At 72.9% G+C, this 24619-nt stretch carries 28 protein-coding genes; 24 read left to right on the top strand and 4 right to left on the bottom strand.

What is annotated here, in order from left to right; all coding sequences use genetic code 11:
* Positions 1–3: 3 nt before the first annotated feature.
* Complete coding sequence (locus ACLBXO_RS11425; RefSeq protein WP_376738905.1) at positions 4–627, bottom strand: LemA family protein; 624 nt, start codon at positions 625–627, stop codon at positions 4–6.
* A gap of 230 nt (positions 628–857) precedes the next feature.
* Here ACLBXO_RS11425 and ACLBXO_RS11420 point away from each other — a divergent pair, with 230 nt between their 5' ends.
* The 7 genes from ACLBXO_RS11420 (at position 858) to ACLBXO_RS11390 (ending at position 7370) form a co-directional block, all read left to right on the top strand.
* Positions 858–1232: a hypothetical protein gene (locus tag ACLBXO_RS11420; RefSeq protein WP_331312680.1), complete on the top strand. Its 375-nt coding sequence runs from the start codon at positions 858–860 to the stop codon at positions 1230–1232.
* Positions 1233–1257: 25 nt separating this feature from the next.
* Positions 1258–2178, top strand: coding sequence for a LysR substrate-binding domain-containing protein (locus tag ACLBXO_RS11415; protein WP_447685446.1), 921 nt, complete (start codon positions 1258–1260; stop codon positions 2176–2178).
* Positions 2179–2278: 100 nt separating this feature from the next.
* Entirely contained in the window at positions 2279–3472 is a 1194-nt protein-coding gene (locus ACLBXO_RS11410) for a CaiB/BaiF CoA transferase family protein (RefSeq protein ID WP_331312678.1), read from the top strand.
* Positions 3469–4395: a hydroxymethylglutaryl-CoA lyase gene (locus tag ACLBXO_RS11405; protein ID WP_447685445.1), complete on the top strand. Its 927-nt coding sequence runs from the start codon at positions 3469–3471 to the stop codon at positions 4393–4395. The genes ACLBXO_RS11410 and ACLBXO_RS11405 overlap by 4 nt, the downstream gene beginning before the upstream one ends.
* Positions 4396–4618: 223 nt before the next feature.
* The gene (locus tag ACLBXO_RS11400; RefSeq protein WP_447685444.1) at positions 4619–5947 is read left to right on the top strand and encodes an MFS transporter; all 1329 of its coding nucleotides are present in this window, start codon (positions 4619–4621) and stop codon (positions 5945–5947) included.
* A 748-nt stretch (positions 5948–6695) separates the two neighbouring features.
* Complete coding sequence (locus ACLBXO_RS11395; RefSeq protein WP_447685443.1) at positions 6696–7115, top strand: MucR family transcriptional regulator; 420 nt, start codon at positions 6696–6698, stop codon at positions 7113–7115.
* 3 nt (positions 7116–7118) lie between these two features.
* Entirely contained in the window at positions 7119–7370 is a 252-nt protein-coding gene (locus ACLBXO_RS11390; protein ID WP_331312674.1) for a hypothetical protein, read from the top strand.
* A gap of 94 nt (positions 7371–7464) precedes the next feature.
* Here the strand turns inward: ACLBXO_RS11390 and ACLBXO_RS11385 are convergent, their stop codons facing one another.
* A complete protein-coding gene (locus ACLBXO_RS11385; RefSeq protein ID WP_447685442.1) occupies positions 7465–9093 on the bottom strand; it encodes an inorganic phosphate transporter in 1629 nt (542 codons plus the stop codon).
* Positions 9094–9281: 188 nt separating this feature from the next.
* Between ACLBXO_RS11385 and ACLBXO_RS11380 the strand changes: the two genes are divergently transcribed.
* From ACLBXO_RS11380 to phnE (ACLBXO_RS11350), 7 genes are all read left to right on the top strand, one after another.
* Positions 9282–10430, top strand: a complete 1149-nt coding sequence (locus ACLBXO_RS11380) for a ceramide glucosyltransferase (RefSeq protein ID WP_447685441.1) — start codon at positions 9282–9284, stop codon at positions 10428–10430.
* Between the two features lie 25 nt (positions 10431–10455).
* Complete coding sequence (locus tag ACLBXO_RS11375) at positions 10456–11142, top strand: DUF1045 domain-containing protein (RefSeq protein WP_447685440.1); 687 nt, start codon at positions 10456–10458, stop codon at positions 11140–11142.
* A complete protein-coding gene (locus ACLBXO_RS11370; RefSeq protein ID WP_447685439.1) occupies positions 11135–11755 on the top strand; it encodes a chloramphenicol acetyltransferase in 621 nt (206 codons plus the stop codon). The genes ACLBXO_RS11375 and ACLBXO_RS11370 overlap by 8 nt, the downstream gene beginning before the upstream one ends.
* 114 nt (positions 11756–11869) lie before the next feature.
* Entirely contained in the window at positions 11870–12718 is an 849-nt protein-coding gene (gene phnC, locus ACLBXO_RS11365; RefSeq protein WP_447685438.1) for a phosphonate ABC transporter ATP-binding protein, read from the top strand.
* Between the two features lie 118 nt (positions 12719–12836).
* Positions 12837–13766: a phosphonate ABC transporter substrate-binding protein gene (phnD, locus tag ACLBXO_RS11360; RefSeq protein WP_331294672.1), complete on the top strand. Its 930-nt coding sequence runs from the start codon at positions 12837–12839 to the stop codon at positions 13764–13766.
* Positions 13767–13782: 16 nt separating this feature from the next.
* Positions 13783–14664 carry a phosphonate ABC transporter, permease protein PhnE gene (phnE, locus tag ACLBXO_RS11355; protein ID WP_447685437.1) on the top strand — a complete coding sequence of 294 codons (882 nt, stop codon included), beginning with the start codon at positions 13783–13785 and terminating at the stop codon, positions 14662–14664.
* A complete protein-coding gene (gene phnE, locus ACLBXO_RS11350) occupies positions 14661–15527 on the top strand; it encodes a phosphonate ABC transporter, permease protein PhnE (protein WP_447685436.1) in 867 nt (288 codons plus the stop codon). The genes phnE (ACLBXO_RS11355) and phnE (ACLBXO_RS11350) overlap by 4 nt, the downstream gene beginning before the upstream one ends.
* Before the next feature lie 108 nt (positions 15528–15635).
* Here the strand turns inward: phnE (ACLBXO_RS11350) and phnF are convergent, their stop codons facing one another.
* Positions 15636–16379, bottom strand: a complete 744-nt coding sequence (gene phnF / locus ACLBXO_RS11345) for a phosphonate metabolism transcriptional regulator PhnF (protein WP_447685435.1) — start codon at positions 16377–16379, stop codon at positions 15636–15638.
* Positions 16380–16458: 79 nt separating this feature from the next.
* Between phnF and phnG the strand changes: the two genes are divergently transcribed.
* From phnG to phnN, 9 genes are read left to right on the top strand one after another with little or no spacing between them, the layout of a single operon-like run.
* Entirely contained in the window at positions 16459–16929 is a 471-nt protein-coding gene (gene phnG, locus ACLBXO_RS11340) for a phosphonate C-P lyase system protein PhnG (RefSeq protein WP_447685434.1), read from the top strand.
* A gap of 2 nt (positions 16930–16931) precedes the next feature.
* Positions 16932–17519 carry a phosphonate C-P lyase system protein PhnH gene (phnH, locus tag ACLBXO_RS11335; protein WP_447685433.1) on the top strand — a complete coding sequence of 196 codons (588 nt, stop codon included), beginning with the start codon at positions 16932–16934 and terminating at the stop codon, positions 17517–17519.
* A 3-nt stretch (positions 17520–17522) separates the two neighbouring features.
* Positions 17523–18635 carry a carbon-phosphorus lyase complex subunit PhnI gene (locus tag ACLBXO_RS11330; protein ID WP_447685432.1) on the top strand — a complete coding sequence of 371 codons (1113 nt, stop codon included), beginning with the start codon at positions 17523–17525 and terminating at the stop codon, positions 18633–18635.
* Positions 18632–19519 carry an alpha-D-ribose 1-methylphosphonate 5-phosphate C-P-lyase PhnJ gene (locus ACLBXO_RS11325; protein WP_447685431.1) on the top strand — a complete coding sequence of 296 codons (888 nt, stop codon included), beginning with the start codon at positions 18632–18634 and terminating at the stop codon, positions 19517–19519. Before ACLBXO_RS11330 ends, ACLBXO_RS11325 begins: the two co-directional genes overlap by 4 nt.
* Positions 19520–19527: 8 nt before the next feature.
* Positions 19528–20013, top strand: a complete 486-nt coding sequence (locus ACLBXO_RS11320; protein WP_447685430.1) for an N-acetyltransferase family protein — start codon at positions 19528–19530, stop codon at positions 20011–20013.
* Complete coding sequence (gene phnK, locus ACLBXO_RS11315; RefSeq protein ID WP_447685429.1) at positions 20010–20783, top strand: phosphonate C-P lyase system protein PhnK; 774 nt, start codon at positions 20010–20012, stop codon at positions 20781–20783. The genes ACLBXO_RS11320 and phnK overlap by 4 nt, the downstream gene beginning before the upstream one ends.
* Positions 20780–21487, top strand: a complete 708-nt coding sequence (gene phnL, locus ACLBXO_RS11310; protein WP_091681745.1) for a phosphonate C-P lyase system protein PhnL — start codon at positions 20780–20782, stop codon at positions 21485–21487. Before phnK ends, phnL begins: the two co-directional genes overlap by 4 nt.
* 11 nt (positions 21488–21498) lie before the next feature.
* Positions 21499–22635, top strand: a complete 1137-nt coding sequence (locus ACLBXO_RS11305; protein ID WP_447685428.1) for an alpha-D-ribose 1-methylphosphonate 5-triphosphate diphosphatase — start codon at positions 21499–21501, stop codon at positions 22633–22635.
* Positions 22635–23165: a phosphonate metabolism protein/1,5-bisphosphokinase (PRPP-forming) PhnN gene (gene phnN / locus ACLBXO_RS11300; protein WP_447685427.1), complete on the top strand. Its 531-nt coding sequence runs from the start codon at positions 22635–22637 to the stop codon at positions 23163–23165. Before ACLBXO_RS11305 ends, phnN begins: the two co-directional genes overlap by 1 nt.
* Positions 23166–23319: 154 nt before the next feature.
* Here phnN and ACLBXO_RS11295 read toward each other — a convergent pair whose 3' ends face one another.
* Positions 23320–24183, bottom strand: a complete 864-nt coding sequence (locus ACLBXO_RS11295; protein ID WP_331312659.1) for an outer membrane protein — start codon at positions 24181–24183, stop codon at positions 23320–23322.
* 309 nt (positions 24184–24492) lie between these two features.
* Here ACLBXO_RS11295 and ACLBXO_RS11290 point away from each other — a divergent pair.
* The coding region (locus ACLBXO_RS11290; RefSeq protein WP_244498717.1) for a GTP-binding protein at positions 24493–24619 on the top strand (127 nt) is incomplete at its 3' end.

Below are 24619 nucleotides of genomic sequence, written 5' to 3'. Positions count from 1 at the left end.
ACCCTAGAACTTCACGTTCGGCGGCCGGTCGGCGTTCGGCGTGGCCGTGAAGGTCTCCATCGGCTTGGCGTCGGGGTACAGCACGGCCGCGATCCAGCGGCCCGGGATCGTGCGCACCTCCGTGTTGTAGGCCTGGACCGCCGTGATGTAGTCGCGCCGCGCCACCGCGATGCGGTTCTCGGTGCCCTCCAGCTGGGATTGCAGGGCGAGGAAGTTCTGGTTCGACTTGAGGTCGGGGTATCTCTCCACCGTCACCAGCAGGCGACCGAGCGCGCCCGAGAGCTGGTTCTGGGCGTCCTGGTACTCCTTGAACTTCTGCGGGTCGCTGACCGTGGAGGCGTCGACCTTCACGCTCGACGCCTTGGCGCGCGCCTCGGTGACGCCGATCAGCACGTCCTTCTCCTGCTGGGCGTAGCCCTTCACGGTCTCGACGAGGTTGGGGATCAGGTCGGCCCGGCGCTGGTACTGGTTCTGCACCTCGCTCCACGCGGATTTGGCCTGCTCCTGCAGCGTCGGCACCCGGTTGACCGCTCCGCAGCCGGAGAGACCCGCGGCCACCAGGATCACCGAGAGCACGCCGAGGAGGCGCGCCGCGGGCGATGTCCGGCGCACCGCGCCGGCCGTCAGCGTCGTTCCCATATCGTCCCCCATCTGCCGGCCGAGACTCGGCCGCTTGATCACGAGCCCGAGAGATAAGGGCCGGAACCGCCAAGGTAAGGCCCTCGCCCACAGGGTCTTGAAGGTTTGTGGCGCGGCCCGCTAAGGGCGTCGGCAACGGACCGGGTCGGCGCACGTTCGGACCCTCGAGCCGATGGTCCGGCCGGGGATCGATCGGCGCGGCGCCGCGGAGGCCGGGAATGGATGCAGCACTCGCCGATCATGTCAGGGCCGCCAGCGCCGACGCGCGGCGCCACGCCCGCGCGTACCGGGCGCCGTCCGGCAAGGACGCGCTGCCCTGGTCGGTCATCGAGACGTTCGACGCCCGGGTCCGGGGCCACCTCGCCCGCGATCCGCGGATCGAGGACGAGCGCGACCGCGTCCTGATCGCCGCCGTGAAGCTCGCCGAGACGCCGGTCGAGGAGGGCGACGAGAGCGTTGCCGCAGCGCGCGCCCATCTGGTCGACGCGATCGACTACCTGGAGCAGGCGGTGCTGCGGTTCGGCCTCGTCAACCGGGAGGGGGCCAAGGCCGGGCTCGGCACCTACGGCCAGCCGGTCGGATCGCGCGACTGACGGTGCCCCCGGATCGAGCCGCCGGATGTCCGCCGACCTGCCCGCGGCCGCGACCCTCAGCCGCCTCGACCTGAAGACGCTCCGGCTGTTCGCGGCCATCTGCGCGGAGGGCACCCTGAACGGCGCGGCCCGCCGGGCGGCCATCGCGCCCTCGGCGGTGAGCAAGCGCCTCGCCGAGCTGGAGCACGCGCTGGGCTGCACCCTGCTCACCCGCGAGCCGCGCGGCATGCGGCCCACCCCGGCGGGCGAGACCCTGCTGCACCACACCCGCCGGATGCTGGCGAGCGCCGAGCAGATCGCCCTGGAACTCGCCGAGCACGCCCGGGGCGTGCGCGGATTCGTTCGGGTGCTCGCCAACCTCTCGGCCATCGTGGAGTTCCTGCCCGAGGACCTGCAGGCCTTCCTGGCGGCGCAGGACGGGATCCGGGTCGACCTGGAGGAGCGGCCGAGCGGCGGCGTCGTCGCCGGCGTCGAGGAGGGCTTCGCCGATCTCGGCCTGTGCGCCGACAACACCGACACCCGCAGCCTCACCGCCTACCCGTACCGGAGCGACCGCCTCGTCCTGGTGATGCCGGCCGGGCATCCCCTGTGCGACCGCGGCGCCGTCGCGCTGGCCGACACCCTCGACTACGACCATGTCGGGCTGCACGCGGAGAGCTCGATCTACGCGGCCCTGCGCGACGAGGCCCGGCGCCTCGGCCGGCCGCTGCGGCTGCGCATGCACGTCCCGAGCTTCGACGCGATCTGCCGCATGGCGCAGGTCGGGCTCGGCCTCGGGACCGTGCCGGAGCGCGTCTACGCCCTGCTCGGCCCGCCGATGCGGCTCGCCGCGGTGCCGCTCACCGATCCCTGGGCCGCGCGCACGCTGCGCCTCGTGGTCCGCCCGGGCGCGCTGTCGCCCGCGGCGTCCCTCCTGCTGGAGCATCTCCGGGCCGCCGGCCGCTGAGCGTGCGTTCTCCCGCGGTGAACGCACGGTGGCGCATCGCGTTTGGACTTCGCCGCGGGAAGAGCCCTATCTCGGGGGCAACAAACGATGGAGGAGAGCCGTGTCCGGTCCGCTCAGCGGTATCCGCGTTCTCGAACTCGGTCAGCTGATCGCCGCGCCCTTCGCGACGCGGTTGATGGCCGAGTTCGGCGCCGAGGTCATCAAGGTCGAGCCCCCGGGGGAGGGCGATCCCCTCCGGAAGTGGCGCAAGATGCACGAGGGCACCTCGCTCTGGTGGTACCTGCAGTCGCGCAACAAGAAGTCGATCGCCGTCAATCTGAAGTCGCCCGAGGGGCTCGACATCGTCAAGCAGCTCGCCGCGAGCGCCGACGTGGTCGTCGAGAACTTCCGGCCCGGCGGCCTGGAGAAGCTCGGCCTCGGCTGGGACGTGCTCTCGGCGCTCAACCCGAACCTCGTGATGGTCCGGATCTCGGGCTACGGCCAGACCGGCCCCTACCGCGACCGGCCCGGCTTCGGCGCCATCGGCGAGTCGATGGGCGGCATCCGCTTCACCACGGGAAGCCCGGAGGCCCCGCCGGCCCGGGTCGGCGTCAGCATCGGCGACACCCTGGCCTCGCTCCACGGCGTCATCGGCGCGCTGATGGCCCTGCTGCGGGTCAAGACCGGGCAGGGCGCCGGCCAGGTGATCGACGTCTCGCTCGTCGAGAGCGTGTTCAACGTCATGGAGAGCCTCGTCCCGGAATACGACCTGCTGGGCGAGGTCCGGACGCGCACCGGCGGCGCGCTGCCGGGCATCACCCCGTCGAACACCTACCCGACGCGGGACGGCGGCTACGTGGTCATCGCCGGCAACAGCGACCCGATCTTCCGCCGTCTCATGACGGCGATCGGCCGTCCCGACCTCGCGGACGACCCGGCGCTGCGCAACAACGCGGGCCGCTCCCAGCAATCCGCGATGCTGGACGGCACCATCGCCGACTGGTCGAAGACCAAGAGTGTGGAGGAGGCGCTGGCCGTCCTCGACGCCGCCGACGTGCCGGCCGGCCGGATCTACTCGGTGGCCGACATCGTGGCCGACCCGCACTACCAGGCGCGCGAGATGATCCTGCAGGCGGAGCTGCCGGGCGGCACGGCCGTGAAGATGCCCGGCATCGTGCCGAAGCTCTCCGACACGCCCGGCGAGGTCCGCTGGCAGGGGCCGGCCCTCGGCGCCCACACCGATTCCGTCCTCGCCGAGCTCGGCCTCGACCCGGCGCGCATCGCCGCGCTGCGCGAGAAGGGAGCCGTGGCATGAGCGGCGATGCGCTGATCGTTCAGGAGGTCGCGACCCGCGACGGCTTCCAGATCGAGCCGGTCTTCGTGCCGACGGCCGAGAAGATCCGGCTGATCGACGCCCTGGCGGAGGCCGGCTTCAGCCGGATCGAGGTCTCGTCCTTCGTCTCGCCGAAGGCGGTGCCGGCGCTCGCCGACGCGGCCGAGGTCTTCTCCGGGATCCGGCGCCGGCCCGGGACCGTCTACGTCGCCCTGGTGCCGAACCCGAAGGGCGCCGAGCGGGCGCTCGCCGCCAGGGTCGACGAGATCAACCTCGTCGCCTCGGTGAGCGAGACCCACAACCGCGCCAATATGGGCATGAGCCCGGCCGACTCGATCGCCGGCTTCGCGCGGATCATGGATTCGGTGCGCGGCGCCCCGCTCAGCACCAACGCCACGGTGGCGACCGCCTTCGGCTGCCCGTTCGAGGGCGATCAGCCGGCCGACAGGGTCGTCGCGCAGGTGGAGCGCTACCTGTCGCTGGGCGTCGACGGCGTGACGCTGGCCGACACGACCGGCATGGCCAATCCCCGGCAGGTGAGCCGCCTCGTCGTGCGGGTCCTGCCGCTGGTCGGTACCGGGCGCCTGACGCTCCACTTCCACAACACGCGCGGCCTCGGCCTCGCCAACGTGCTGGCGGCCTACGACGCGGGCGCCCGGCGCTTCGACGCGGCGCTCGGCGGCCTGGGCGGCTGCCCGTTCGCGCCCGGCGCCACCGGCAACATCTGCACCGAGGATCTCGTCAGCATGGCCCACGAGATGGGCGTGCCGACGGGCCTCGACCTCCCGGCGCTGATCGGCCTGTCGCGGGACCTGCCGCGCCTCGTCGGCCACGACGTGCCCGGCCAGGTCGCCAAGGCCGGACGGCCCTGCGACCTGCACCCGGCCCCCGCCAGGGCGGCCTGAGCCGGAGACGGAGAGGGGCGGGCTCACAACGGCCCGCCCCACGCGTCGGACGCGACGCGCTCCCTCGCCCGAACGGGAGAGGGGACCCGCGCCTCGTCCGGCGAAGGCGGCATCGCCGTCGTGTGCCTTGAGCTGCGCCCGAACCTGACTTCGCGGGAAGCCGCCCGCCCGAAGGCGGCACCGCCCACGACACGTCCCCGAGAAACACACTACGGAGGAAACCATGACCGCAGCCCTGTCCGGGTCGCCGGCTGCCGTCGAGGCCGGCGCGGTGACGGAGACCGGCGTCGTCCGCAAGGTCGCGTGGCGGCTCATGCCGCTGATCATGATCTGCTACATGTTCGCGTTCTTCGACCGCATCAACATCAGCTTCGCCAAGTTCCAGCTCCAGAGCGACCTCGGCTTCAGCAACGTCGCCTACGGGCTCGGCGCGAGCATGTTCGTCGTCGGCTACGTGATCTTCGAGGTCCCCTCGAACCTGTTCCTCTACCGGGTCGGGGCGCGGCGCTGGATCGCCCGGATCATGATCTCCTGGGGCATCGCCACCGCGCTCATGATCTTCATCCGCAGCGAGTGGCACTTCTACGCCCTGCGCTTCCTGATCGGCGCCATGGAGGCGGGCTTCGCGCCCGGCATCCTCTATTACCTGACCATCTGGTTCCCGGCCTCGCATCGCGGGCGGATCACCTCGTTCATGTTCGTGGCCTCTGCCTTCTCGGGCATCTTCGGCGCGCCGGTGGCGGGGCTGATCCTCGGCGGCCTCAACGGCGTCGGCGGCCTCGCCGGCTGGCAATGGCTGTTCCTGGCCGGCGGCCTGCCCTGCCTCGTCCTCGGCGTGCTGGTGCTGATGCGCCTGGACGACCGGATCGCCGACGCGACGTGGCTCTCGGAGCCCGAGAAGGCGCTGCTGTCGAGCCGGATCGCGCACCACAACCGGGATATCGGCGACCACTCCCTCCTCGGGGCGATCAGGCAGCCGGGATTCCTGCTGATCGGGCTGATCTACTTCCTGCTCCAGATCGGCTCCTACGGCCTGAACTTCTGGGGGCCGGACTTGATCAAGACCGCGAGCGGCGGGCAGGCGGCGTCCGTGGGCTTCCTGACGGCGATCCCCTACATCTGCGGGGCGATCAGCATGGTGGTGATCGGGCGCCTGTCCGACGCCTCGGGCGAGCGGCCGAAATTCGTCGCCGGCCTCGCCATCGCGGCCGCGCTCGGCTTCTTCGGCGCCGGCCTGTTCGACAAGCACATCGTGCCGCTGATGGTCGCCCTGGCGCTGCTGGGCGCCGGCATCGTCGCGTCGATCCCGACCTTCTGGACGCTGCCGGCCAAGCTCGTCACCGGCGTCGGCGCGGCGGGCGGGATCGCGCTGATCAACACCCTCGGCCAGTTCGGCGGCATCGTCAGCCCGGTGATGGTCGGCTGGGTGAAGGACCTGACCGGCTCGACCACGCCGGCCCTGTACGGGATCGGCGTGCTCTGCCTCGCCGCCGCCGGGCTCGCGCTCTTCGCCATGCCGGCGAGCCTGCGCCGGAGCGACCGCGCGCCCTGACCGGGCGGCAGTGGGCGCCCCGGGTCGGATGACCTGCGGGGCGCCCGTGACGGCCGATTGCCGGTACGCGCGGTGTCAGACCGTGGCGATCCCTGAACCGGCGGGCGCAGGGGGCCCGGCCGGTGAAGCCGCCGGCATGGGCCAGCGGGCCGATCGACAGGCGGGTGCGGGCGGGATCGGCCGGGCGCGCGGCCGCCGCCAGCCGGCGCTCCCGGATCCGGTCGGCGATGGGCCGGCCGCCCGCGCGGAACACGTCCCGGAGCCGGAGAGCCGGCAGAGGGCCGGATGAGCGCGCGGCCGGCGCGCTTCCCGACCACGCGCAGCGCTCGGGAGCCGTCCTGCCTCCGGGCCGTCGGGGGCGCCGCCGCTGTCCGATGGCACCCCCCGCCGTACGCATTGCGACGGGCACGCGACCGGACGGTCCCGAGGCGTGGCACCGAGGCCGAGATCGCCCGAACTCGGGTTTCGGCACCGCTCTTCGCGCCCGAAAACAGTGAACGTATCAGTAACCATTGCCGAAATGCGTCCGGTTGCGCGGTGGAGCAAAAATCCTCGCGCCGTCGGACAAATCCCCGTCCGCCCAGATTGTATATTATCTGCAACCTCAAGAAACGGAGATAAATCAACTTGAGGTAAAAATCCCTCGGTCGCTTCGCGGCCGGGCCAGCCTCTCCCCGAGACCCGCGCGAGCCGGTCCGCCGGAGACGGGGCCCGGAGCGCGGGACGCCCTCCAACAGCGATGTCTCAGATGGACCATCTTATCGACCACCATTCAACCTTCATGCTCGAGAAGGTCGGCGCGATCGTCGCGGCCTACGTCTCGCGCAACGCGATCGAGGTCACGGCGCTGCCGGCGCTGATCGATCAAGTGCACGCGGCGATCGCGGTGCTCCGCTGCGCGCCGTCGGAATTCGGAAGGCGGGGGCTGAGCCAGTCGGAGGTCGATGCCTCGATCCAGGAGACCGGCCTGGTCAGCTTCATCGATGGCCGATCCTACCAGACCCTGAAGCGCCACCTCACCGCGCACGGCCTCACCCCCGAGGGGTACCGGGCGAAGTACGGCCTTCCGGCCGACTACCCGATGGTGGCCCCGGGCTACGCCGCGCGGCGCTCGGAGATCGCCCGGGCGATCCAGCTCGGCCATCAGCTCGGCCACAAGGCGGCCTGAGCGATGGCGCCCGACGCTTCCGCCGATCCGGCCCGGACCCGCGCGCCGTCTCCGGCGACGGCCTGCGCGAGCGACGCCCTGAGCCGCATCGCCGGCATCCTCGACGTGCCGGTGGCGAGCTTCTACCCGGATGCCGACCGGCCCGACGCGGCCATGACCCAGGCGGCCGACCTCGTCTCGGCCTTCGTGACGATCGACAGTCCGGCGGCGCGCCGGACCTGCCTGGCCTTCGTGCGGGCGATGGCGAGTTCCTGACGCGTCGGGGCACGCTGCAGGAAGCCGGAGACCGGGTCGCTGCGTCGGGGGGCGGAGCGCGGTCTCCGGCCCGGCCCCGCCGGCCGGACCGGTGTCAGAACACGTGGCGCAGGATGAAGAACAGCACGGCCGCGAGGGTGATCGCCGCCGGCAGGGTCAGGATCCAGGCGAGCGCCATGTTGCGCACCGTGGACATCTGGAGGCCGGAGCCGTTGGCCGCCATCGTTCCGGCGACGCCCGACGACAGGATGTGGGTGGTCGAGACCGGCAGGCCGTAGAGCTCGGCCAGCCCGATCGTGCCGGCGGCGACGATCTCGGCCGAGGCGCCCTGCGCGTAGGTCAGGTGAGTCTTGCCGATCTTCTCGCCCACCGTGACGACGATGCGCTTCCATCCGACCATGGTGCCGAGACCCAGCGCCAGGGCGACGCAGACCTTGACCCAGCCCGGGATGTAGCGCGTGCCGTCGTTGAGCAGGCCCGCGTAGCGCTTCAGGTCGGCCCTGTCGGCCTCCGAGAAATCGGCCCCGGCGCCCGGCAGCACGCGCACCGCGTCGGCGGCGAGGTACATGTCGCTGCGCAGGTTCTGGGTCTGGGCGGCCGGCACCGTGCGGATCGCGCCGTAATTCTTCACGCTGGCGGCGATGTCGTCGGAGAGCGCCGCCAGCGCCGCGTAGACGGGCGGCGTGTTCAGCGCCTTGGTCTTGAGCGCCTCCGTCACCGTCCGGCGCGCGGCGGCGGCGTCCGGAACCGACGCGCCGGGCGCGCGGGCGGAGAACACCGCGCTCGCCGCCGTCGAGGCCTGCACGAAGGCGGGCGTCGTGTCGTCCGCCATGGTGCGGTTGAGCGCGTAGGCGGTGGGGGCCGCGCCGATCAGGATCAGCATGATCAGGCCCATGCCCTTCTGCCCGTCATTGCCGCCGTGGAAGAACGAGACCAGCGTGCAGGTGAGGATCAGCAGGCCGCGGATCCACGGGGGCGGGGGCGCGTCGCCCTCGGGCGCCTCGTAGAGGTCCTGGCGGCGGACCGTGACCTTCAGGGCGAGCAGCAGCAGCGCCGCGAGCACGAAGCCGCAGACCGGCGAGAACAGCAGCGCCTTGAAGACGTTGAGCGCCTGGTTCCAGTCGACCCCCGCGGTGCCGTCGCCGCCGTTCATCAGCTGGTTGGCGAGGCCGACGCCGAGCACCGAGCCGATCAGCGCGTGGGACGACGAGTTCGGCAGCCCGAAGGCCCAGGTCCCGAGGTTCCAGAGGATGGCCGCCAGCAGCAGCGCGAAGATCATCGCGTAGCCCGCGTGCGAGCCGACGTTGAGGATCAGCTCGACCGGCAGGAGCGTGACGATGGCGTAGGCCACGGCGCCCGAGGACAGCATCACGCCGAGGAAGTTGAAGACGCCCGACCAGATCACCGCGACGAGCGGCGGCATCGAGTGGGTGTAGATCACCGTCGCGACCGCGTTGGCGGTGTCGTGGAAGCCGTTCACGAACTCGAAGGCGAGGGCGATCAGCAGGGCGAGGCCGAGCAGCGCGAAGGCGCCGTAGGCCAGGGGCGCCTCCCCGACCGCGTTCATGTCCGCGATGAGGCTCACCACCGCGTAGCCGAGGCCCGCCACGAGGACGAGCAGGAACGCGACCACCCCGCCGAGATGCGTCCCGTGGTCGAGGCGGGGGCCGCCCGCCTTCCGGCCTCCCGCGGCCCCCGACGGCATCACGGCGGAATCGGACATGAACCCTCGCGCGGAATCTCTCGTGGTGAATGGGGATTAAAACCGCGCGGTGACGGTTGGGTGACGGCCCGCGACGCCCCGCGTCGGCGAGCGGGTCCGAGAGCGTCGGGCGGCGGCGCTGTCACACGCCTGACGCGGTCCGGCCGCTAGCGGACCGGACCGCTCGCCCGATCGCACGAGGGATCCGCATGATTGACGCCACGGTGCCGGCCCTGTCCCTCGGCGCGCTCCTGGCCGTCGTCCAGATCGGCAGCATCGCCGTCGCGGGCCGGCGCCTCGGCCGGGATCACGGCCCGTCGCGGTTCCCGGACGGCGCGGCCGTCTCCCTGGTCCGCCCGCTGCGCGGGGTCGAGGCCTACAGCGAGGAGATGCTCCTCCGCAGCTTCCGCCTCGACTACCCGGCCTACGAGCTGATCTTCTGCGTGGCCGACCCGGCGGACCCGATCGTCCCGATGGTGGAGCGCCTGATCGAGGCCCACCCGCACGTGCCGGCCCGCCTGATCCGCGGCGACGAGCGCGTCAGCGCGAACCCGAAGCTCAACAACTGCCTGCGCGGCTGGCGCGCCGCCGCCCACGACTGGGTGGTGCTCGCCGATTCCAACGTCGCCATGCCGCCGGACTACCTCCAGCGGCTCCAGGCGGCGTGGCGCGCCGATACCGGCCTCGTCTGCTCCACGCCGGCCGGCGCCCGCCCGGGCACCTTCATGGCGGAGGTGGAGTGCGCCTTCCTGAACACCCTCCAGGCCCGCTGGCAGTACGCCGCCGAGGCCTTCGGGCTGGGCTTCGCGCAGGGCAAGAGCATGCTCTGGCACAAGCCCTTCCTGGAGGGGCAGGGCGGCCTCCAGGCGCTGGCGGCCGAGATCGCCGAGGACGCGGCCGCCACCAAGCTCGTGCGCGCCGCCGGCAAGCGGGTCCATCTGGTGGCGAGCCCGTTCGAGCAGCCGCTCGGCCCGCGCGGCTTCCGGGAGGTCTGGTCGCGGCAGCTGCGCTGGGCGCGCCTGCGCCGCGTGACCTTCCCGCTGTTCTTCGCCCCCGAGATCGGCAGCGGCGTCCTGCTGCCGGCGCTCCTCGTCGCCCTCTGGGCCGGCAGCCTCGCGGGCCTCGCGGGCGCTGCCGGCCTCGCCGGCCTGTGCTATGCCGCCGAGTACCGGCTCGCGGTCCGCGCGGGCTGGCACCGCTCGCCCCGCACGCTGGCCGCCTTCCTGGCGCGCGACGCACTGATCCCGGCGATCTGGGTCGGCGCCTGGATGCGGAGCGCCATCGTGTGGCGGGGCAACGCCATGGACGTGCGTCCGCGGCGGGCCGCCGACGCGCGCACCTACGCGCCGACGGCCTGATCGCCCGGCGACCGGAGTCCCTGACGTGTCGCGCCGCTACGCCCTCTACTGCCTGCCCGCCCCGGGCTCCCGCCTCGAAGCCTTCGGGCGCGCCGTCCTCGGCCACGACAACGCCTCCGGGCTGCCGGTCCCCCACCCGGAGGGGCTGAGCGATCTCGCCGCCGTCACGGCGGGCGCGCGGGTCTACGGGTTCCACGCCACCCTCAAGGCGCCGCTGCGCCTCGCCCCGGGGGCCGGGGAGGCCGACCTCGTCGCCGCCGCCAGCGCCCTCGCGGACGCGCACCCGCCGGTGGCGGTGGGCCCGCTCCGGGTCGCCGCCCTCGGGCCGTTCCTCGCCCTGGTGCCGGAGGCCGCGCCGCCGGAACTCGGCCTCCTCGCCGCCGAGTGCGTCGCCGCCCTCGACCCGTTCCGGGCACCGCTCACCGAGGCCGAGCGCGCCAAGCGCCGGCCGGAGCGCCTCGACCCGCGCGGCCGCGCGCTCCTCGACCGCTGGGGCTACCCCTACGTGTTCGAGGCCTTCCGCTTCCACATGACCCTGACCGACGCCCTGCCGGAGGCGGAGCGCGATCCCTGGCACCGGCGCCTGTCCGAGGCCTACGCCGCCGCGGGGCCGGAGCCCCTGCGGATCGACGCCGTCAGCCTCCTGACCCAGGACGGGTCGGGGCCGTTCCGGCTCCTGGCGCGCCTGCCCTTCGGAGAGGCCCGTGGTTGATCGCCCCCTCGGCCTCGAACCCGCGCTCGATCCGAGCGCCCGGGTCGTCGACTGCCGCCTCGGCCGCTACACCGAAATCGGCGCCCGCACCCGCCTGACCGAGACAACCCTCGACGACTATTCCTACATCGGTGAGGACGGCGAGGTGATCTACACCGCGATCGGCAAGTTCTGCTCGATCGCCGCCAGCGTCCGGATCAATCCCGGCAACCACCCGATGGAGCGGGCGTCGCAGGCGCACTTCACCTACCGGGCGCGCGCCTACTGGCCGGAGGAACCGGACGAGCCCGCCTTCTTCGACCGGCGCCGGGCGAGCCCGGTGGCGATCGGCCACGATGTCTGGATCGGTCACGGCGCGGTCGTCCTGCCCGGGCGCACGATCGGCACCGGCGCGGTGGTGGGGGCGGGCGCCATCGTCACCCGCGACGTCGAGCCCTACACGATCGTGGTCGGCAATCCCGCCAGGCCGGTCCGGCGCCGCTTCCCGGAGGCGGTCGCGGACCGTCTGACCCGCTTAGCGTGGTGGGACTGGGACCACGAGCGCCTGCGCCGGGCGCTGCCGGATTTCCGCGGGCTGCCCGTCGAAGCATTCCTGGAACGCCACGAAGATTAAGTCGGCTATCGAAAGGCCGAGATGCTGCGCCGGCAAATATAATCGTCCCGAATACGTCATCCAATCGTCGTGAAACCGGCGTCTACGTGCGGCCGTTCCCCGGCGGATGGTGGCATGCTGGTTATCGAGGATCTCACGCGCCAGTACGGCGACCGGCGCGCCGTCGACGGCGTGTCGCTCCGGATCGAGCCCGGCAGCTTCGTCGGGGTGATCGGCCGCTCCGGCGCCGGCAAGTCGACGCTGCTGCGCCTCATCAACCGGCTGGCGGACCCGAGTTCGGGCCGCATCCTCCACGAGGGGCGCGAGGTCACGACCCTGCGCGGCCGCCCGCTGCGCGAGTGGCGCACCCGCTGCGCCATGATCTTCCAGCAGTTCAACCTCGTCGGCCGGCTCGACGTCATGACCAACGTGCTGATGGGGCGCCTCAGCCACGTGCCGACCTACCGCTCCCTGCTCCGGCAATGGTCCGCCGAGGATCGGGCCATGGCCCTCGCCGCCCTGGAGAGCTTCGACATGGGCGAGTTCGCCGGCCAGCGGGCCGACGGCCTGTCGGGCGGGCAGCAGCAGCGCGTCGCCATCGCCCGCGCCCTCGTGCAGGAGCCCGAGATCCTGCTCGCCGACGAGCCGGTCGCCTCCCTCGACCCGCGCAACACGCGGCTCGTGATGGACGCGCTCGCCGACGTGAACCGGCGCTACGGCATCACGGTGCTGTGCAACCTGCACTCCCTCGACCTCGCCCGCGCCTACTGCGACCGCCTCGTCGGCCTCGCGGCCGGGCGGGTCGTGTTCGAGGGCGGCCCCTTCGACCTCACCGAGGACGTGGCGCGCCGGCTCTACGGCCTGGAGGCCGGCGAGGTACTGGACGATTCCGCGCAGCGCGAGTCGGAGCAGCGGGCCGCGATGCCGGGCCGGCCCGGTCACGTGCCGGCGCGGCCGGTCCGCGAGGCCGCCCTCGGCGCCTGATCCGGGCCCCGGGCCCCAACGAACACCGCCAAAGCGCACCGCCAACGCGCACCGTCTTGGAAACGCCCGACCGGCCTCTGGCCGGCCGAACCTCGCCGACGCCACGAAGGACGACCCGATGATCACCCGACGCACCCTCGCCGCCGCCGCCGCGGCCCTCGCCCTCCTCGGCCTGCCGGCCGCCGCCCAGGACTGGAAGGCCCAGTATCCGGAGCTGACCCTGGGCGTGATCCCGGCCGAGAACGCCTCGGGCACCGCCGACCGCTGGGCGCCGCTCACCGCCTACCTGACCAAGACGCTCGGTGTGCCGGTGAAGCTGCGGGTGGCGAGCGACTACGCCGCCGTGATCGAGGGCCAGCGCGCCGGCAACATCCAGATCGCGTGGTACGGGCCCGCCTCGTTCGCGCGGGCCGTGATGACCGGCGTGAAGATCGAGCCGATCGTCAACCAGAAGCACGAGACCGGCGCCTCGGGCTACTATTCGGTGGTCTACGTGCTGGCCTCCAGCCCCTACAAGACCGTCGAGGATCTCAAGGGCAAGAACCTCGCGCTGGTCGATCCGAACTCCACCTCGGGCAACCAGGCGCCGCGCTTCTTCCTCAAGCGGGCCGGCTACGACGTCGAGAAGTTCTTCGGCAAGACCTTCTACGCGGGCAGCCACGAGAACGCCGTCCTGGCGCTCACCCAGGGCACCGCCGACGCCGCCGCCAACCTGTGGAATTCCGAGACCGACACGATGGTCACCCGCATGGCCGCCAAGGGCATGCTCAAGAAGCCTGACGGCACGCCGATGCAGCAGTCGGACTTCCGGGTCGTGTTCAAGTCCGACTTCCTGCCGGAGGGGCCCTTCGCCATGCTGGCGAGCCTGCCGGACGACCTGAAGGCCAAGATCCGCGACGCCTTCGTGGCCCTGCCGAAGGCCGACAAGGCCGCCTTCGACCGGCTCTCCGACGGCAAGGACCAAGACCTCACGCCGGTGACCCTCAAGGATTACCAGCCGATCATCGACATGCTGCGGTTCAACGACGAGCAGCGCCGGAAGTCCTGATCCGGAGCCGCCCGCCTTGCGCGGCCTGACACCCCTGTCGCCGGAGCGGGCAGCCGCCCTCTCCGGCCTCTACGCGGCGGCGACCGGCGAGGCCCGCCGCCGCACGCTGGCGGGCTTCGCCCTGGTGGCGGCGCTCGCCGTGGTCGCCGGCCTGATCGCCGAGGTGCGGCCGCTGGTCTTCGCCGAGAACATCGGCAAGTTCACCGCCTACATCCAGCAGATCCTGCCGCCGATCGGCCTCGCGCACCCGCTCGAGGACGTTCGCGCCTGGTACTGGGGCCTGCCCAAATGGCTCGGCCTGCTGGGCGAGACCCTGCTCATGGCCTATCTCGGGACGCTGCTCGGGGGGCTCGCGGGCTTCGCCCTCAGCTTCGTGGCCGCCGCCAACCTCGTGCGGTCGCGCGCGCTGCGCGTCGGCGCCAAGCGCCTCCTGGAACTGTGCCGCACCGTCCCCGAGGTGGTGTTCGCGCTGATCTTCGTCATCGCCTTCGGCCTCGGCCCGATGGTGGGCGTGCTCGCCATCGCGATCCACACCACGGGCGCGCTGGGCAAGCTGTTCGCCGAGGTGGTCGAGAACATCGACATGCGGCCCGTCGAGGGCCTGTCGGCCTCGGGCGCGACCTGGGTCCAGACGGTGCGCTTCGCGGTCCTGCCGCAGGTGCTGTCGAACTTCGCCTCCTACGCGCTGCTGCGCTTCGAGATCAACGTGCGCGGCGCCGGGGTGATGGGCTTCGTCGGCGCCGGCGGCATCGGCCAGGAATTCCTCGTGGCGATCCGCAATTTCTACTACGCGGACGTGAGCGCGATCCTCGTGCTGATCATCCTGACCGTGTTCTGCATCGACCTCGTCACCGAGCGGGTCCGCCACCGCCTGATCGGCGCGGAGCACGCCCGATGAGCGCGCGTCCCGAGGCCCTGCGGGCGGCGGCCCGGGCCGACCTCGCCCGCCTGCGCGCCCGCTACCCCGCGCAGTTCCGCACCGACTGGCCGGGGCGGGCGCGACTCGCCGCCCTGCTCGCCGTGCTGGTCGGGCTCGCCGCGCTCGGCTACTGGCGCCTCGACTTCTCGGTGGCGCGGATCCTCCACGGGCTCGGGCGGCTCGGCACCTTCGCGGTGCTGATGCTGCCGCCGTCGCCGGAGGGCCAGTTCTGGACCTTCCTGCACGCGCTGGGCGAGACCCTCGGCATCGCCTTCCTGGGCACGCTCGCGGCGGCGATCCTCGCCTTCCCGGTGGCGTTCCTGGCGGCCCGGAACGTCGTGCCCAACCCCTTCGCGCGGTTCGCGGTCCGCCGCGGCCTCGACGTGATGCGCTCGGTCGACGTGCTGATCTGGGCGCTGATCTGGATCAACGTCGTCGGCCTGGGCCCGTTCGCGGGGGCGCTCGCGATCGCGTGCTCGGATTTCGGGGCGCTCGGCAAGCTGTTCTCCGAGGCGATCGAGACCTGCGACAGGCGGCCCGGCGAGGGCGTCGTCGCCTCGGGCGGCTCGGCGCTCCACCGCATCCGCTTCGGGCTGATCCCCGGGGTGCTGCCGGTGCTGGCGAGCCAGGTCCTGTACTTCTTCGAGTCGAACACCCGCTCGGCGACGATCATCGGCATCGTCGGCGCCGGCGGCATCGGCCAGTACCTCACCGAGCTGATCCGCGTGCTGGAGCTGCAGCAGGTCGCCTTCCTGGTGCTGATGATCCTCGTGACCGTGGCGGCGATCGACTGGGTCTCGACCCGCCTGCGCCAGGCGATCATCGGGCCGGCGGCGCGCTGAGGGAGGCCTCGGCTCTCCGGCATCACCAGTGGAGTGCAATCACTCCGGGTCGCGCTGCCCCGGGTTGATTCGCTCCGCTCGCGAGGACGGTGTGCCGCCGCCGTCGCGTCACCCGCCGATCACCAGCTCCACGCGGTCGGCGGCGAACAGGGTGCGGTTCGCCTGGATCGGCACGCCGGCGGGATCGACGTTGACGCTCGACACCACCAGAACGACCCGCCCGGGCGCGATGTCGAGGCGCTGCGCCTCGGCGGAATCCGCGGGGCGGGCCCGGATCCGCGTCGAGAGCCGGGTGTAGTCGTGGACGCCGCAGGTCGCGAAGGCCCGGGTGATCGAGCCGCGCGCCGCGTAGGCCTCGGCGAAGCCCGCGAAGCGCGGCAGCGGCAGCCAGGTCAGCGCCGTCGAGAGCGGGGCGTCGTCCGCCCGGTGGACCGTCAACAGCTCCAGGATCGGCGCGCCGGGGGCGAGGGCGAGGGACGCCGCCTGCTCGGTCCCGGCCGGGACCGTGGTCGCGGTGACGAGGTCGCCCCAGGCCTCGCGCCCGGCCCCGGCGACGATCTCGGAGAAGCGCGTCCGCGGCCCGATCGGGTAGGCGAGCGGTGCCTCCTCCACGAAGGTGCCCCGGCCCTGGCTGGCGCGCACGAGCCCGCCCTCGGCCAGCGCCGCGAGGGCGCGCCGCACCGTGTGCCGGTTCACCGCGAACCGCGCCGCCAGGGCGGCCTCGGCGGGGAGCTGCTGTCCCGGCGCGTAGCGACCCGCCGCGATCTCTGCCGTCAGCGCGTCGGCGATCTGCCGCCACGCCGTCAGCCCCTCGCCCCGGACGAGGCCGGCCGCCTGCTCCTGCGCATCCATCCTGTCATCCAAACTTCATTTGTGCGGCGCACGCCAGTTGTCTATACACCTAGACAACCGAGTGACGAAGGGATTCGCGATGACGACGACCCCGAGACATCCGGGATCCGACGGCGAGATCGTGTCGCGCCGGGCCGTCATGGCCCTCTGTGCCGACGCGAGCCGCGCGGACCTGGAGGCGGCTCTGTCAGAGCTCGACGCGCCCGCGGCCGCGGACCTGCGGCCCCCCGAGACAGGCCTCGTGATGGCGTCGGGCCGGATCGGTGGCGACGGGCGCCCGTTCAACGTCGGCGAGGTCAGCGTCACCCGGGCCGCCATCCGCCTCGCGGACGGTCCGGCGGGCTTCGCCTACCATCTCGGCCGGGACCGCGCGAAGGCGCGGCTCGCCGCGATCCTCGACGCCCTCTGGCAGGATCCGGTCCGGCGCGCCCGGGTCGAGGCCGCCCTGGAGCCCGCCGCCCGGCGGCTCGCGGCCTCCCGGGATCGGGCCGCCCGGCGCACGGCCGCCACCCGGGTCGATTTCCTGACCCTCGCCCGCGGAGAGGATTGAGCATGCTCGCCCCCGGCTTCGCCGACCCGGTCCACGACGCGCAGGACACGTTCCGCGCCGTGATGGACGCCCTCGCCCGCCCCGGCCGCGTCCGGCCTTTCGCGCCGGGCCTCGCGCCGCCCGCGCCCCTGACGCCGGAACTGGCCGCCGTCGCGCTGACGCTCACCGACGCCGACACGCCGGTCTGGCTCGATCCGGCCCTCGCCGCGGCGCCGGAGGTCGCGGAATACCTGCGCTTCCACACCGGCGCGCCGCTCACCGGCGACCCGGCCGCGGCGGCCTTCGCGCTGGTCCGTGACCCGGCGCGCTGCCCGCCGCTGGCGGAGTTCGCCCCCGGGACGCCGGCCTATCCCGACACCGCCACGACCCTGGTGCTCGCCCTCGACGCGCTCGCGGAGGGGGAGGGGCTGCACCTGTCCGGCCCCGGCATCCGGGGCACCGCCCGGCTCGCGCCGGCGCCCCTGCCGGACGGCTTCGCGGCGCAGCTCGCCGAGAACCGGACGGGCTTCCCCCTCGGCGTCGACCTGATCCTCACCGCGTCCGGCCGCGTGGCCGGTCTGCCGCGCTCCACGACCGTCACGGAGGCCTGACCCATGTACGTGGCCGTGAAGGGCGGCGAGGCCGCCATCGACAACGCCCACCGGCTCCTCGCCGAGGCGCGCCGGGGCGACCCGGCCGTGCCCGAGCTCTCCGTCGCGCAGATCCGCGCGCAGATGGCGCTGCTGGTCGACCGGGTCATGACCGAGGGCTCGCTCTACGATCCGGACCTCGCGGCCCTGGCGCTCAAGCAGGCCCGCGGCGACGTGGTCGAGGCGGTGTTCCTGGTCCGCGCCTACCGGACCACGCTGCCCCGGTTCGGCGCCTCGGCGCCGGTCGACACCGGGGCGATGGCGGTCGAGCGCCGGATCTCCGCGACCTTCAAGGACCTGCCGGGCGGGCAGGTGCTCGGGCCGACCTTCGACTACACCCACCGGCTGGTCGATTTCGCGCTCGCGGCCGAGACCGAAGCCGGGATCGAGCCCGCCGCCGAGGTCGAGCCGCGGGCCGATGCCGGCACCTGCCCGCGGGTCACCGACCTGCTGGCCCGGGACGGCCTGATCGAACCGTCGCCCCCGGACGACGGCGCGCCAGCGGGCGACCTCACCCGCGAGCCGGTGGACTATCCCGCCGACCGGGCGCTGCGCCTGCAGGCGCTCGCCCGGGGCGACGAGGGCTTCGTGCTCGGACTCGCCTACTCGACGCAGCGCGGCTACGGCCGCACCCACCCGTTCGTCGGCGAGATCCGGGTCGGCGAGGTGGCCGTGGAGTTCGTGCCCGAGGAGCTGGGCTTCGCGGTGCCGCTCGGCCGGGTGCGGCTCACCGAGTGCCAGATGGTGAACCAGTTCAAGGGCTCGGGGGCGGCCCCGCCCCAGTTCACCCGCGGCTACGGGCTGAGTTTCGGGCAGAGCGAGCGCAAGGCCATGGCGATGGCCCTGGTCGACCGGGCGCTGCGCGCGGAGGAACTCGGCGAGCCGGTGGCGAGCCCGGCCCAGGACCAGGAATTCGTGATGGCCCACTGCGATAGCCTCCAGGCGACCGGCTTCGTCGAGCACCTGAAGCTGCCCCACTACGTCGACTTCCAGGCCGAGCTGGAACTTGTTCGCCGGCTACGCACCGAGTTCGAGCGCGGGTCCGACGCCGCCGAGATGCAGGAGGCCGCCGAATGAGCGCCGCGATCGCGCAGCGCCCGGAGAGCGAACCGGGCTACAACTTCGCCTATCTCGACGAGGGCACGAAGCGGATGATCCGCCGGGCCATCCTCAAGGCCATCGCGGTACCGGGCTACCAGGTGCCCTTCGCTTCCCGTGAGATGCCGATGCCCTACGGCTGGGGCACCGGCGGCGTGCAGGTCACGGCCGCGATCCTCGGCCGCTCGGACGTGCTCAAGGTCATCGACCAGGGGGCCGACGACACCACCAACGCGGTCTCGATCCGCCGCTTCTTCGCCAAGACCGCCGGGGTGGCCACCACCACCCGCACCGCGGAGGCGACGGTGATCCAGACCCGCCACCGCATCCCCGAGACGCCGCTCACCGAGGGACAGACCCTCGTCTACCAGGTGCCGATCCCCGAGCCCCTGCGCTTCCTCGAGCCCCGCGAGACCGAGACCCGCCAGCTGCACGCGCTGGCCGAGTACGGCGCCATGCACGTCAAGCTCTACGAGGACATCAGCCGCCACGGCCACATCGCCACCACCTACGCGTACCCGGTGGAGGTGGCGGGCCGCTACGTGATGGACCCGTCGCCGACGCCGAAATTCGACAACCCCAAGATGGACGACTGCCCGGCGCTCCAGCTCTTCGGTGCGGGCCGCGAGCGGCGGATCTACGCGGTGCCGCCCGACACGCGGGTGCGCAGCCTCGACTTCGAGGATCACCCGTTCCGGATCCAGGCGTTCGAGCATCCCTGCGCGCTGTGCGGTGCCGAGGGCGTCTACCTCGACGAGGTGCTGCTGGACGATGCTGGAAGGCGGATGTTCGTCTGCTCGGACACCGATCATTGCGAGGGGCGCCGCGCGGACGGCCATGTCGGCACGGGGGACGCGGCATGAGTGGCGATGTGAGACGCGACGCCGGCGACCTCACGGTCCGCCGGGCCGGGAAACCGGACCTGCCCGCGATCCTCGACCTCTACGCCGAGCTGAACGGCGGGCGGGTCGCGACCCTGGCGCAGGCCGGGGCGCTCCTCGACCGGCTCGCGGCCTATCCCGATTACGGGCTCTACGTGGCCGAGCGCGACGGCGCGGTCGTCGGCACCTTCTGCCTCGTCATCCTCGACAACATCGCCCACTGGGGCACGCCCTCGGCCCTCGTCGAGAGCGTCGTGGTCGCGTCCCGGCACCGCGGCGGCGGTCTCGGCCGGGCGATGATGCGCGCGGCGGCCCGCCTCGCCGAGGCGCGGGGCTGCTACAAGCTCGCCCTGTCGTCGAACGCCGACGCCAAGCCGGCCCACGCCTTCTACGAGAGCCTCGGCTTCGAGCGCTACGGCTACAGCTTCCGCCTCGATCCCCCCTTCCTGCCCGACGCCGCGGAGGCGACCCGATGAGCGAATCCCTGCTTCAGGTCCGCGGCCTGACCAAGCGCTACGGTGCCCGCCTCGCCTGCGCCGACGTGTCGTTCGACCTCGTCCCCGGCGAGGTGCTGGCGATCGTGGGCGAATCCGGCTCCGGCAAGTCGACGCTCCTCTCCCTCATCGCCGCCGAGCTGGCGCCCGATTCCGGGACGGTCGCCTACCGGATGCGCGACGGCGCGCTGCGCGACCTCGGCACCCTCAGCGAGGCCGGGCGCCGGGCGCTGATGCGCACCGAGTGGGGGTTCGTCCGCCAGGACGCGGCCCAGGGCCTGCGCATGGCGGTCTCGGCCGGCGGCAATGTCGGCGAGCGGTTGATGGGGCTCGGCGAGCGCCATTACGGCCGGATCCGCGCCCAGGCCCTCGACTGGCTCGGCCGGGTCGAGATCGCCCCCGACCGGATCGACGACCCGCCGACGCGGTTCTCCGGCGGCATGCGCCAGCGCCTGCAGATCGCCCGGAACCTCGTCACCGGCCCCCGCCTGGTGCTGATGGACGAGCCGACCTCCGGCCTCGACGTCTCGGTCCAGGCCCGGCTCCTCGACCTGATCCGCCGGCTCTCGGCCGAGCTGGGGCTCGCGGTGATCATCGTCACCCACGACCTCGCGGTGGCGCGGCTCCTCTCGCACCGGATCATGGTCATGCGCGCCGGCCGGGTGATCGAGACCGGCCTCACCGACCGGGTGCTCGACGATCCCGAGCACGCCTACACCCAGCTCCTCGTCGCCTCGGTGCTCGCCGCATGACCGCGCTCCTGACCTTCGAGACCGTCGCCAAGAGCTTCACCCTGCACCTGCGCGGCGGCGTCGTCCTGCCGGTGGTGGGCGATGTCAGCCTGTCCGTGGAGCCCGGCGAGTGCGTGGTGCTGGGCGGCCCGTCCGGAGCGGGGAAATCCTCGCTGCTGAAGATGGCCTACGGCAATTACCGCTGCGACGGCGGCGCGATCCTGGTCCGCGACGGCGCGACGGTCGTGGACGTCGTCCGGGCCGATCCGCGGGCGGTCCTGGCCCTGCGGGCGCGGGTCATCGCCTACGTCTCGCAGTTCCTCCGGGTGATCCCGCGGGTCCCGGCCCTCGACGTCGTCGAGGCCGCCGGCCGCGAGGGCGGATTGTCCGAAGCGGCGGCGCGCGCGCGGGCCGAGACCCTGCTGGCCCGGCTGAACCTGCCCGAGCGGCTCTGGGGCCTGCCGCCCGCGACCTTCTCGGGCGGCGAGCAGCAGCGGGTGAACATCGCCCGGGGCCTGATCGCCGACCGGCCGCTCCTGCTCCTCGACGAGCCGACCGCCTCCCTGGACGCGGAGAACCGCGCCGTGGTGGCCGAGCTCGTCCGCGAGAAGCTCCGCGCCGGGGCCGGCGTGCTCGGCATCTTCCACGACAGCGAGATGCGCGACGCTGTGGCGACCCGGGTGGTCGATGTCACCCGCTTCGCGCCGCGCGCCCGGGCAGCCTGAGGATCCGCACGATGGACGACTTCATCCTCGAGAACGCGACCCTGGTCCTGCCGGACCGGGTGCAGCGCGGCTGGCTCGCGGTCTCGGACGGGGCGATCGCGGAGATCGGCGAGGGGCGCCCGCCCGCGCGCGGCCTCGATCTCGGCGGCGACCACCTGATCCCCGGCCTGATCGAGCTGCACACCGACCACCTGGAGAGCCATTTCGCGCCGCGCCCGAAGGTGCGCTGGCACCCCCTCGGCGCCGTCCTGGCCTACGACGCGCAGATCACCGCCTCGGGCATCACCACGGTGTTCGACTCGCTCCGCGCCGGCAGCGATCCGGACGGCAGCGGCCTCGGCTCCGAGCTGGAGCAGCTCGCCGGCGCCATCGCCGCCGCGCGCGCCGGGGACCTGTTCCGGGCCGAGCACTTCACGCACCTGCGCTGCGAGCTGCCCTCCCTGGACGTGCTCGACACGGTGGCGGCCTTCACGGCCCGCTACAAGGTCGGGCTGATCTCGCTGATGGACCACACGCCCGGCCAGCGGCAGTTCCGCGACATGGAGAAGTACTACACCTACGCCACCCGCGGCGGTCGGCCGATGGACGAGATCCGCGCCAACACCGAGCGCAAGGTCCGCGACGGGCGGGCGCTCAACGCGAAGAACCGGCCGGCCCTCGTCCAGTTCGCCCGCGAGATGGGCATCCCGCTCGCGAGCCACGACGACACCACCCTGGCCGACGTCGAGCTCGCGGTCGGCGAGGGCGTGCGGCTGGCCGAGTTCCCCACCACCCTGGAGGCGGCCGAGGCCGCGCACCGGCAGGGCATCACCGTGATGATGGGCGCGCCGAACCTGATCCGCGGCGGCTCGCATTCCGGCAACGTCGCGGCCCTGGCGCTGGCCGAGGCCGGGCACCTCGACATCCTGTCGTCGGACTACGTGCCGGCGAGCCTGCTGATGGCGGCCTTCCTGCTGCCCGAGCAGGCACCCGGGATCACGCTGCCCGCGGCGCTCGCCACCGTCACGGCCAACCCCGCCCGCGCCACCGGCCTGACCGATCGCGGCGCCCTGGCGCCCGGGCTGCGGGCCGACCTCGTGCGCGTGCAGCGGGCCGAGGGCGTGCCGGTGGTCCGCGAGGTCTGGCGCGCCGGCCGGCGGGTCGCCTGATGGCGGGCTGCCTCGTCCTCGTGGTCGGCCCGAGCGGGGCCGGCAAGGACACGCTGCTCCGGCTCGCCCGGGCGGCCCTGGCCGACGACCCGCGCTACGTCTTCCCGCGCCGCCTCGTCACCCGCCCGCCCTCGGCCGACGAGGACAACGACGAGATCGACGAGGCCGCCTTCGCCGCGGGCTGCGCGGCCGGGCGCTTCACCCTGAGCTGGCGCGCCCACGGCCTCGGCTACGCGCTCCCGGAGGCGGTCGGCCGACGCGTCGCCGACGGCCACGTGGTGGTCTGCAACGTCTCGCGCCGCGTCGTTGCGCAGGCGCGGGCGGCCGGTCCGCGGGTGAGCGTCGTCGAGATCACGGCGCCCCCCGAGATCCTGGCGCGGCGCATCGCCGCCCGCGGCCGCACGCAGGACGGCGACCCGGCCGCGCGGCTCGCCCGCGAGGGCGGCGTCACCGCGGACCTGACGATCCTCAATACCGGTCCCGCGGAGGCGGCGGCCGCGCGGCTGGTGGCGCACCTGCGCGCCTGCTGACGCGGCCGCCGCCGGTGGCTCGGGCCGCGAGCCGGGCCGCCATCTGGGCTGCCGCACGCCCGCGCGCGGCGCGCGCGCCACGAAAAAGGGCGGGCGCCGATGCCGGCACCCGCCCTCGCTGGTAACCGCCGGGGAAACCCCGGCGCCGTTCGACTCAGATACCGCCGAACTTGTAGTTGAAGCCGGCGCGAACGATGCTGCCCTCGGTGCGGAAGCGCGAGATGTACGCGCCGTTGCCCACGCCCGGGACCGCGCCGACGAGCACGTTCTGGCTGCCGAGGTCGTAGTGCAGGTACTCGGCCTTCACCGTGATGGCGTCGTACTTGATGCCGATGTAGCGGCCGAGCGCGAAGGTGTTCAGGAAGCTGTCGGTCGGCAGGGCGAACTCGATGCCGCCGCCGTAGGCGTAGCCGATCTTGAAGTCGTCGTAGCGGCCGGCGAACTGGAGGCGGCCGCCCGGGGTGTAGAAGTTGGCGTCGTGGAACACGTTGCCGTAGGCGAGGCCGCCCATCCCGTAGACCAGGACGCGGTCGAAGGCGTAGCCGACGCGGCCGGTCAGGGTGCCGAGCCAGTCGAGGCTCTGACGGAACTGGCTGATGTTCGGCGGGCCGCCGGCGACGTTGCCGGTGCCGAGCACGACCCGGTTCTTGGTGATGTCCGTCCAGTCGATGCTGTTGGCGAGACCGACCACGATGCCGGCGCCCGGCGTGAACTGGTAGTTGTAGCCGGCGGTGCCGCCGATGTTGGCGAAGCCGTCCTGCGTGGTCGAGGTCGCGAACGGGCGGCGCCCGAGGGCGACGTTGGCGGCGTTGCCGGGCTGGACGCCGACGGTCGTGATGCGCTCACGGTCGGTGAAGGTGTAGGCGGACTCGAGACCGCCGTAGAAGCCCGTCCAGGTGAAGACCGGCACCGGCGTGAAGACCGGCGGCGGCGCGGCGCGGCGCGGAAGGTCGGCGGCGGAGGCGGCCGTCGTGACCAGGGCCGTCGCGGCGGTGGCGAGGAGGAGCTTCTTCATCATGGCGGGGGGTCCGAGGTGACGCGTTGTTGTCGCCACTTAAGCTCGGCCGCACGGATCCCGCTATGCCCGCGATGCCACACTGTGGCGCGAAAGCGGCGCGGATACTGCCTGTGATTGTTGTTTCGGCGTTCAAGACTCGCGTCGGCGGCTTGACAGCGGGGCCGGTCGGCGGGCTCCCGCGCGTCGCGGAGCTTGATCCCTGGCGGCCGACCCTCTAAGCGGACCGCGTTTTTCGCCCCTGTCGGAACTTCGGGGCGGCTGACCAGGATTCGGGGCCCTTGCGTGGTCCCCGCCGCAGGAATGGGAATCATGGGCAAGGAAAAGTTCTCCCGCACCAAGCCGCACTGCAACATTGGCACGATCGGCCACGTTGACCACGGCAAGACGTCTCTGACGGCGGCGATCACGAAGGTTCTGGCCGAGACGGGCGGGGCGA

The organism is Methylobacterium sp. C33D (assembly GCF_053345825.1).
Note: the sequence above shows the minus strand (reverse complement) of the source record. Positions and strands in the feature narration are given on the sequence as shown.

Bases quoted from the DNA above. Each gene is read 5' to 3' on its own strand.
- ACLBXO_RS11420 (WP_331312680.1), top strand. From the start codon at position 858: ATGGATGCAGCACTCGCCGATCATGTCAGGGCCGCCAGCGCCGACGCG.
- ACLBXO_RS11415 (WP_447685446.1), top strand. From the start codon at position 1,258: ATGTCCGCCGACCTGCCCGCGGCCGCGACCCTCAGCCGCCTCGACCTG.
- ACLBXO_RS11405 (WP_447685445.1), top strand. From the start codon at position 3,469: ATGAGCGGCGATGCGCTGATCGTTCAGGAGGTCGCGACCCGCGACGGC.
- ACLBXO_RS11400 (WP_447685444.1), top strand. From the start codon at position 4,619: ATGACCGCAGCCCTGTCCGGGTCGCCGGCTGCCGTCGAGGCCGGCGCG.
- ACLBXO_RS11395 (WP_447685443.1), top strand. From the start codon at position 6,696: ATGGACCATCTTATCGACCACCATTCAACCTTCATGCTCGAGAAGGTC.
- ACLBXO_RS11390 (WP_331312674.1), top strand. From the start codon at position 7,119: ATGGCGCCCGACGCTTCCGCCGATCCGGCCCGGACCCGCGCGCCGTCT.
- ACLBXO_RS11385 (WP_447685442.1), bottom strand. From the start codon at position 9,093: ATGTCCGATTCCGCCGTGATGCCGTCGGGGGCCGCGGGAGGCCGGAAG.
- ACLBXO_RS11380 (WP_447685441.1), top strand. From the start codon at position 9,282: ATGATTGACGCCACGGTGCCGGCCCTGTCCCTCGGCGCGCTCCTGGCC.
- phnC (WP_447685438.1), top strand. From the start codon at position 11,870: ATGCTGGTTATCGAGGATCTCACGCGCCAGTACGGCGACCGGCGCGCC.
- phnD (WP_331294672.1), top strand. From the start codon at position 12,837: ATGATCACCCGACGCACCCTCGCCGCCGCCGCCGCGGCCCTCGCCCTC.
- phnE (WP_447685436.1), top strand. From the start codon at position 14,661: ATGAGCGCGCGTCCCGAGGCCCTGCGGGCGGCGGCCCGGGCCGACCTC.
- phnF (WP_447685435.1), bottom strand. From the start codon at position 16,379: ATGGATGCGCAGGAGCAGGCGGCCGGCCTCGTCCGGGGCGAGGGGCTG.
- phnG (WP_447685434.1), top strand. From the start codon at position 16,459: ATGACGACGACCCCGAGACATCCGGGATCCGACGGCGAGATCGTGTCG.
- phnH (WP_447685433.1), top strand. From the start codon at position 16,932: ATGCTCGCCCCCGGCTTCGCCGACCCGGTCCACGACGCGCAGGACACG.
- ACLBXO_RS11330 (WP_447685432.1), top strand. From the start codon at position 17,523: ATGTACGTGGCCGTGAAGGGCGGCGAGGCCGCCATCGACAACGCCCAC.
- ACLBXO_RS11325 (WP_447685431.1), top strand. From the start codon at position 18,632: ATGAGCGCCGCGATCGCGCAGCGCCCGGAGAGCGAACCGGGCTACAAC.
- phnK (WP_447685429.1), top strand. From the start codon at position 20,010: ATGAGCGAATCCCTGCTTCAGGTCCGCGGCCTGACCAAGCGCTACGGT.
- phnL (WP_091681745.1), top strand. From the start codon at position 20,780: ATGACCGCGCTCCTGACCTTCGAGACCGTCGCCAAGAGCTTCACCCTG.
- ACLBXO_RS11305 (WP_447685428.1), top strand. From the start codon at position 21,499: ATGGACGACTTCATCCTCGAGAACGCGACCCTGGTCCTGCCGGACCGG.
- phnN (WP_447685427.1), top strand. From the start codon at position 22,635: ATGGCGGGCTGCCTCGTCCTCGTGGTCGGCCCGAGCGGGGCCGGCAAG.
- ACLBXO_RS11295 (WP_331312659.1), bottom strand. From the start codon at position 24,183: ATGATGAAGAAGCTCCTCCTCGCCACCGCCGCGACGGCCCTGGTCACG.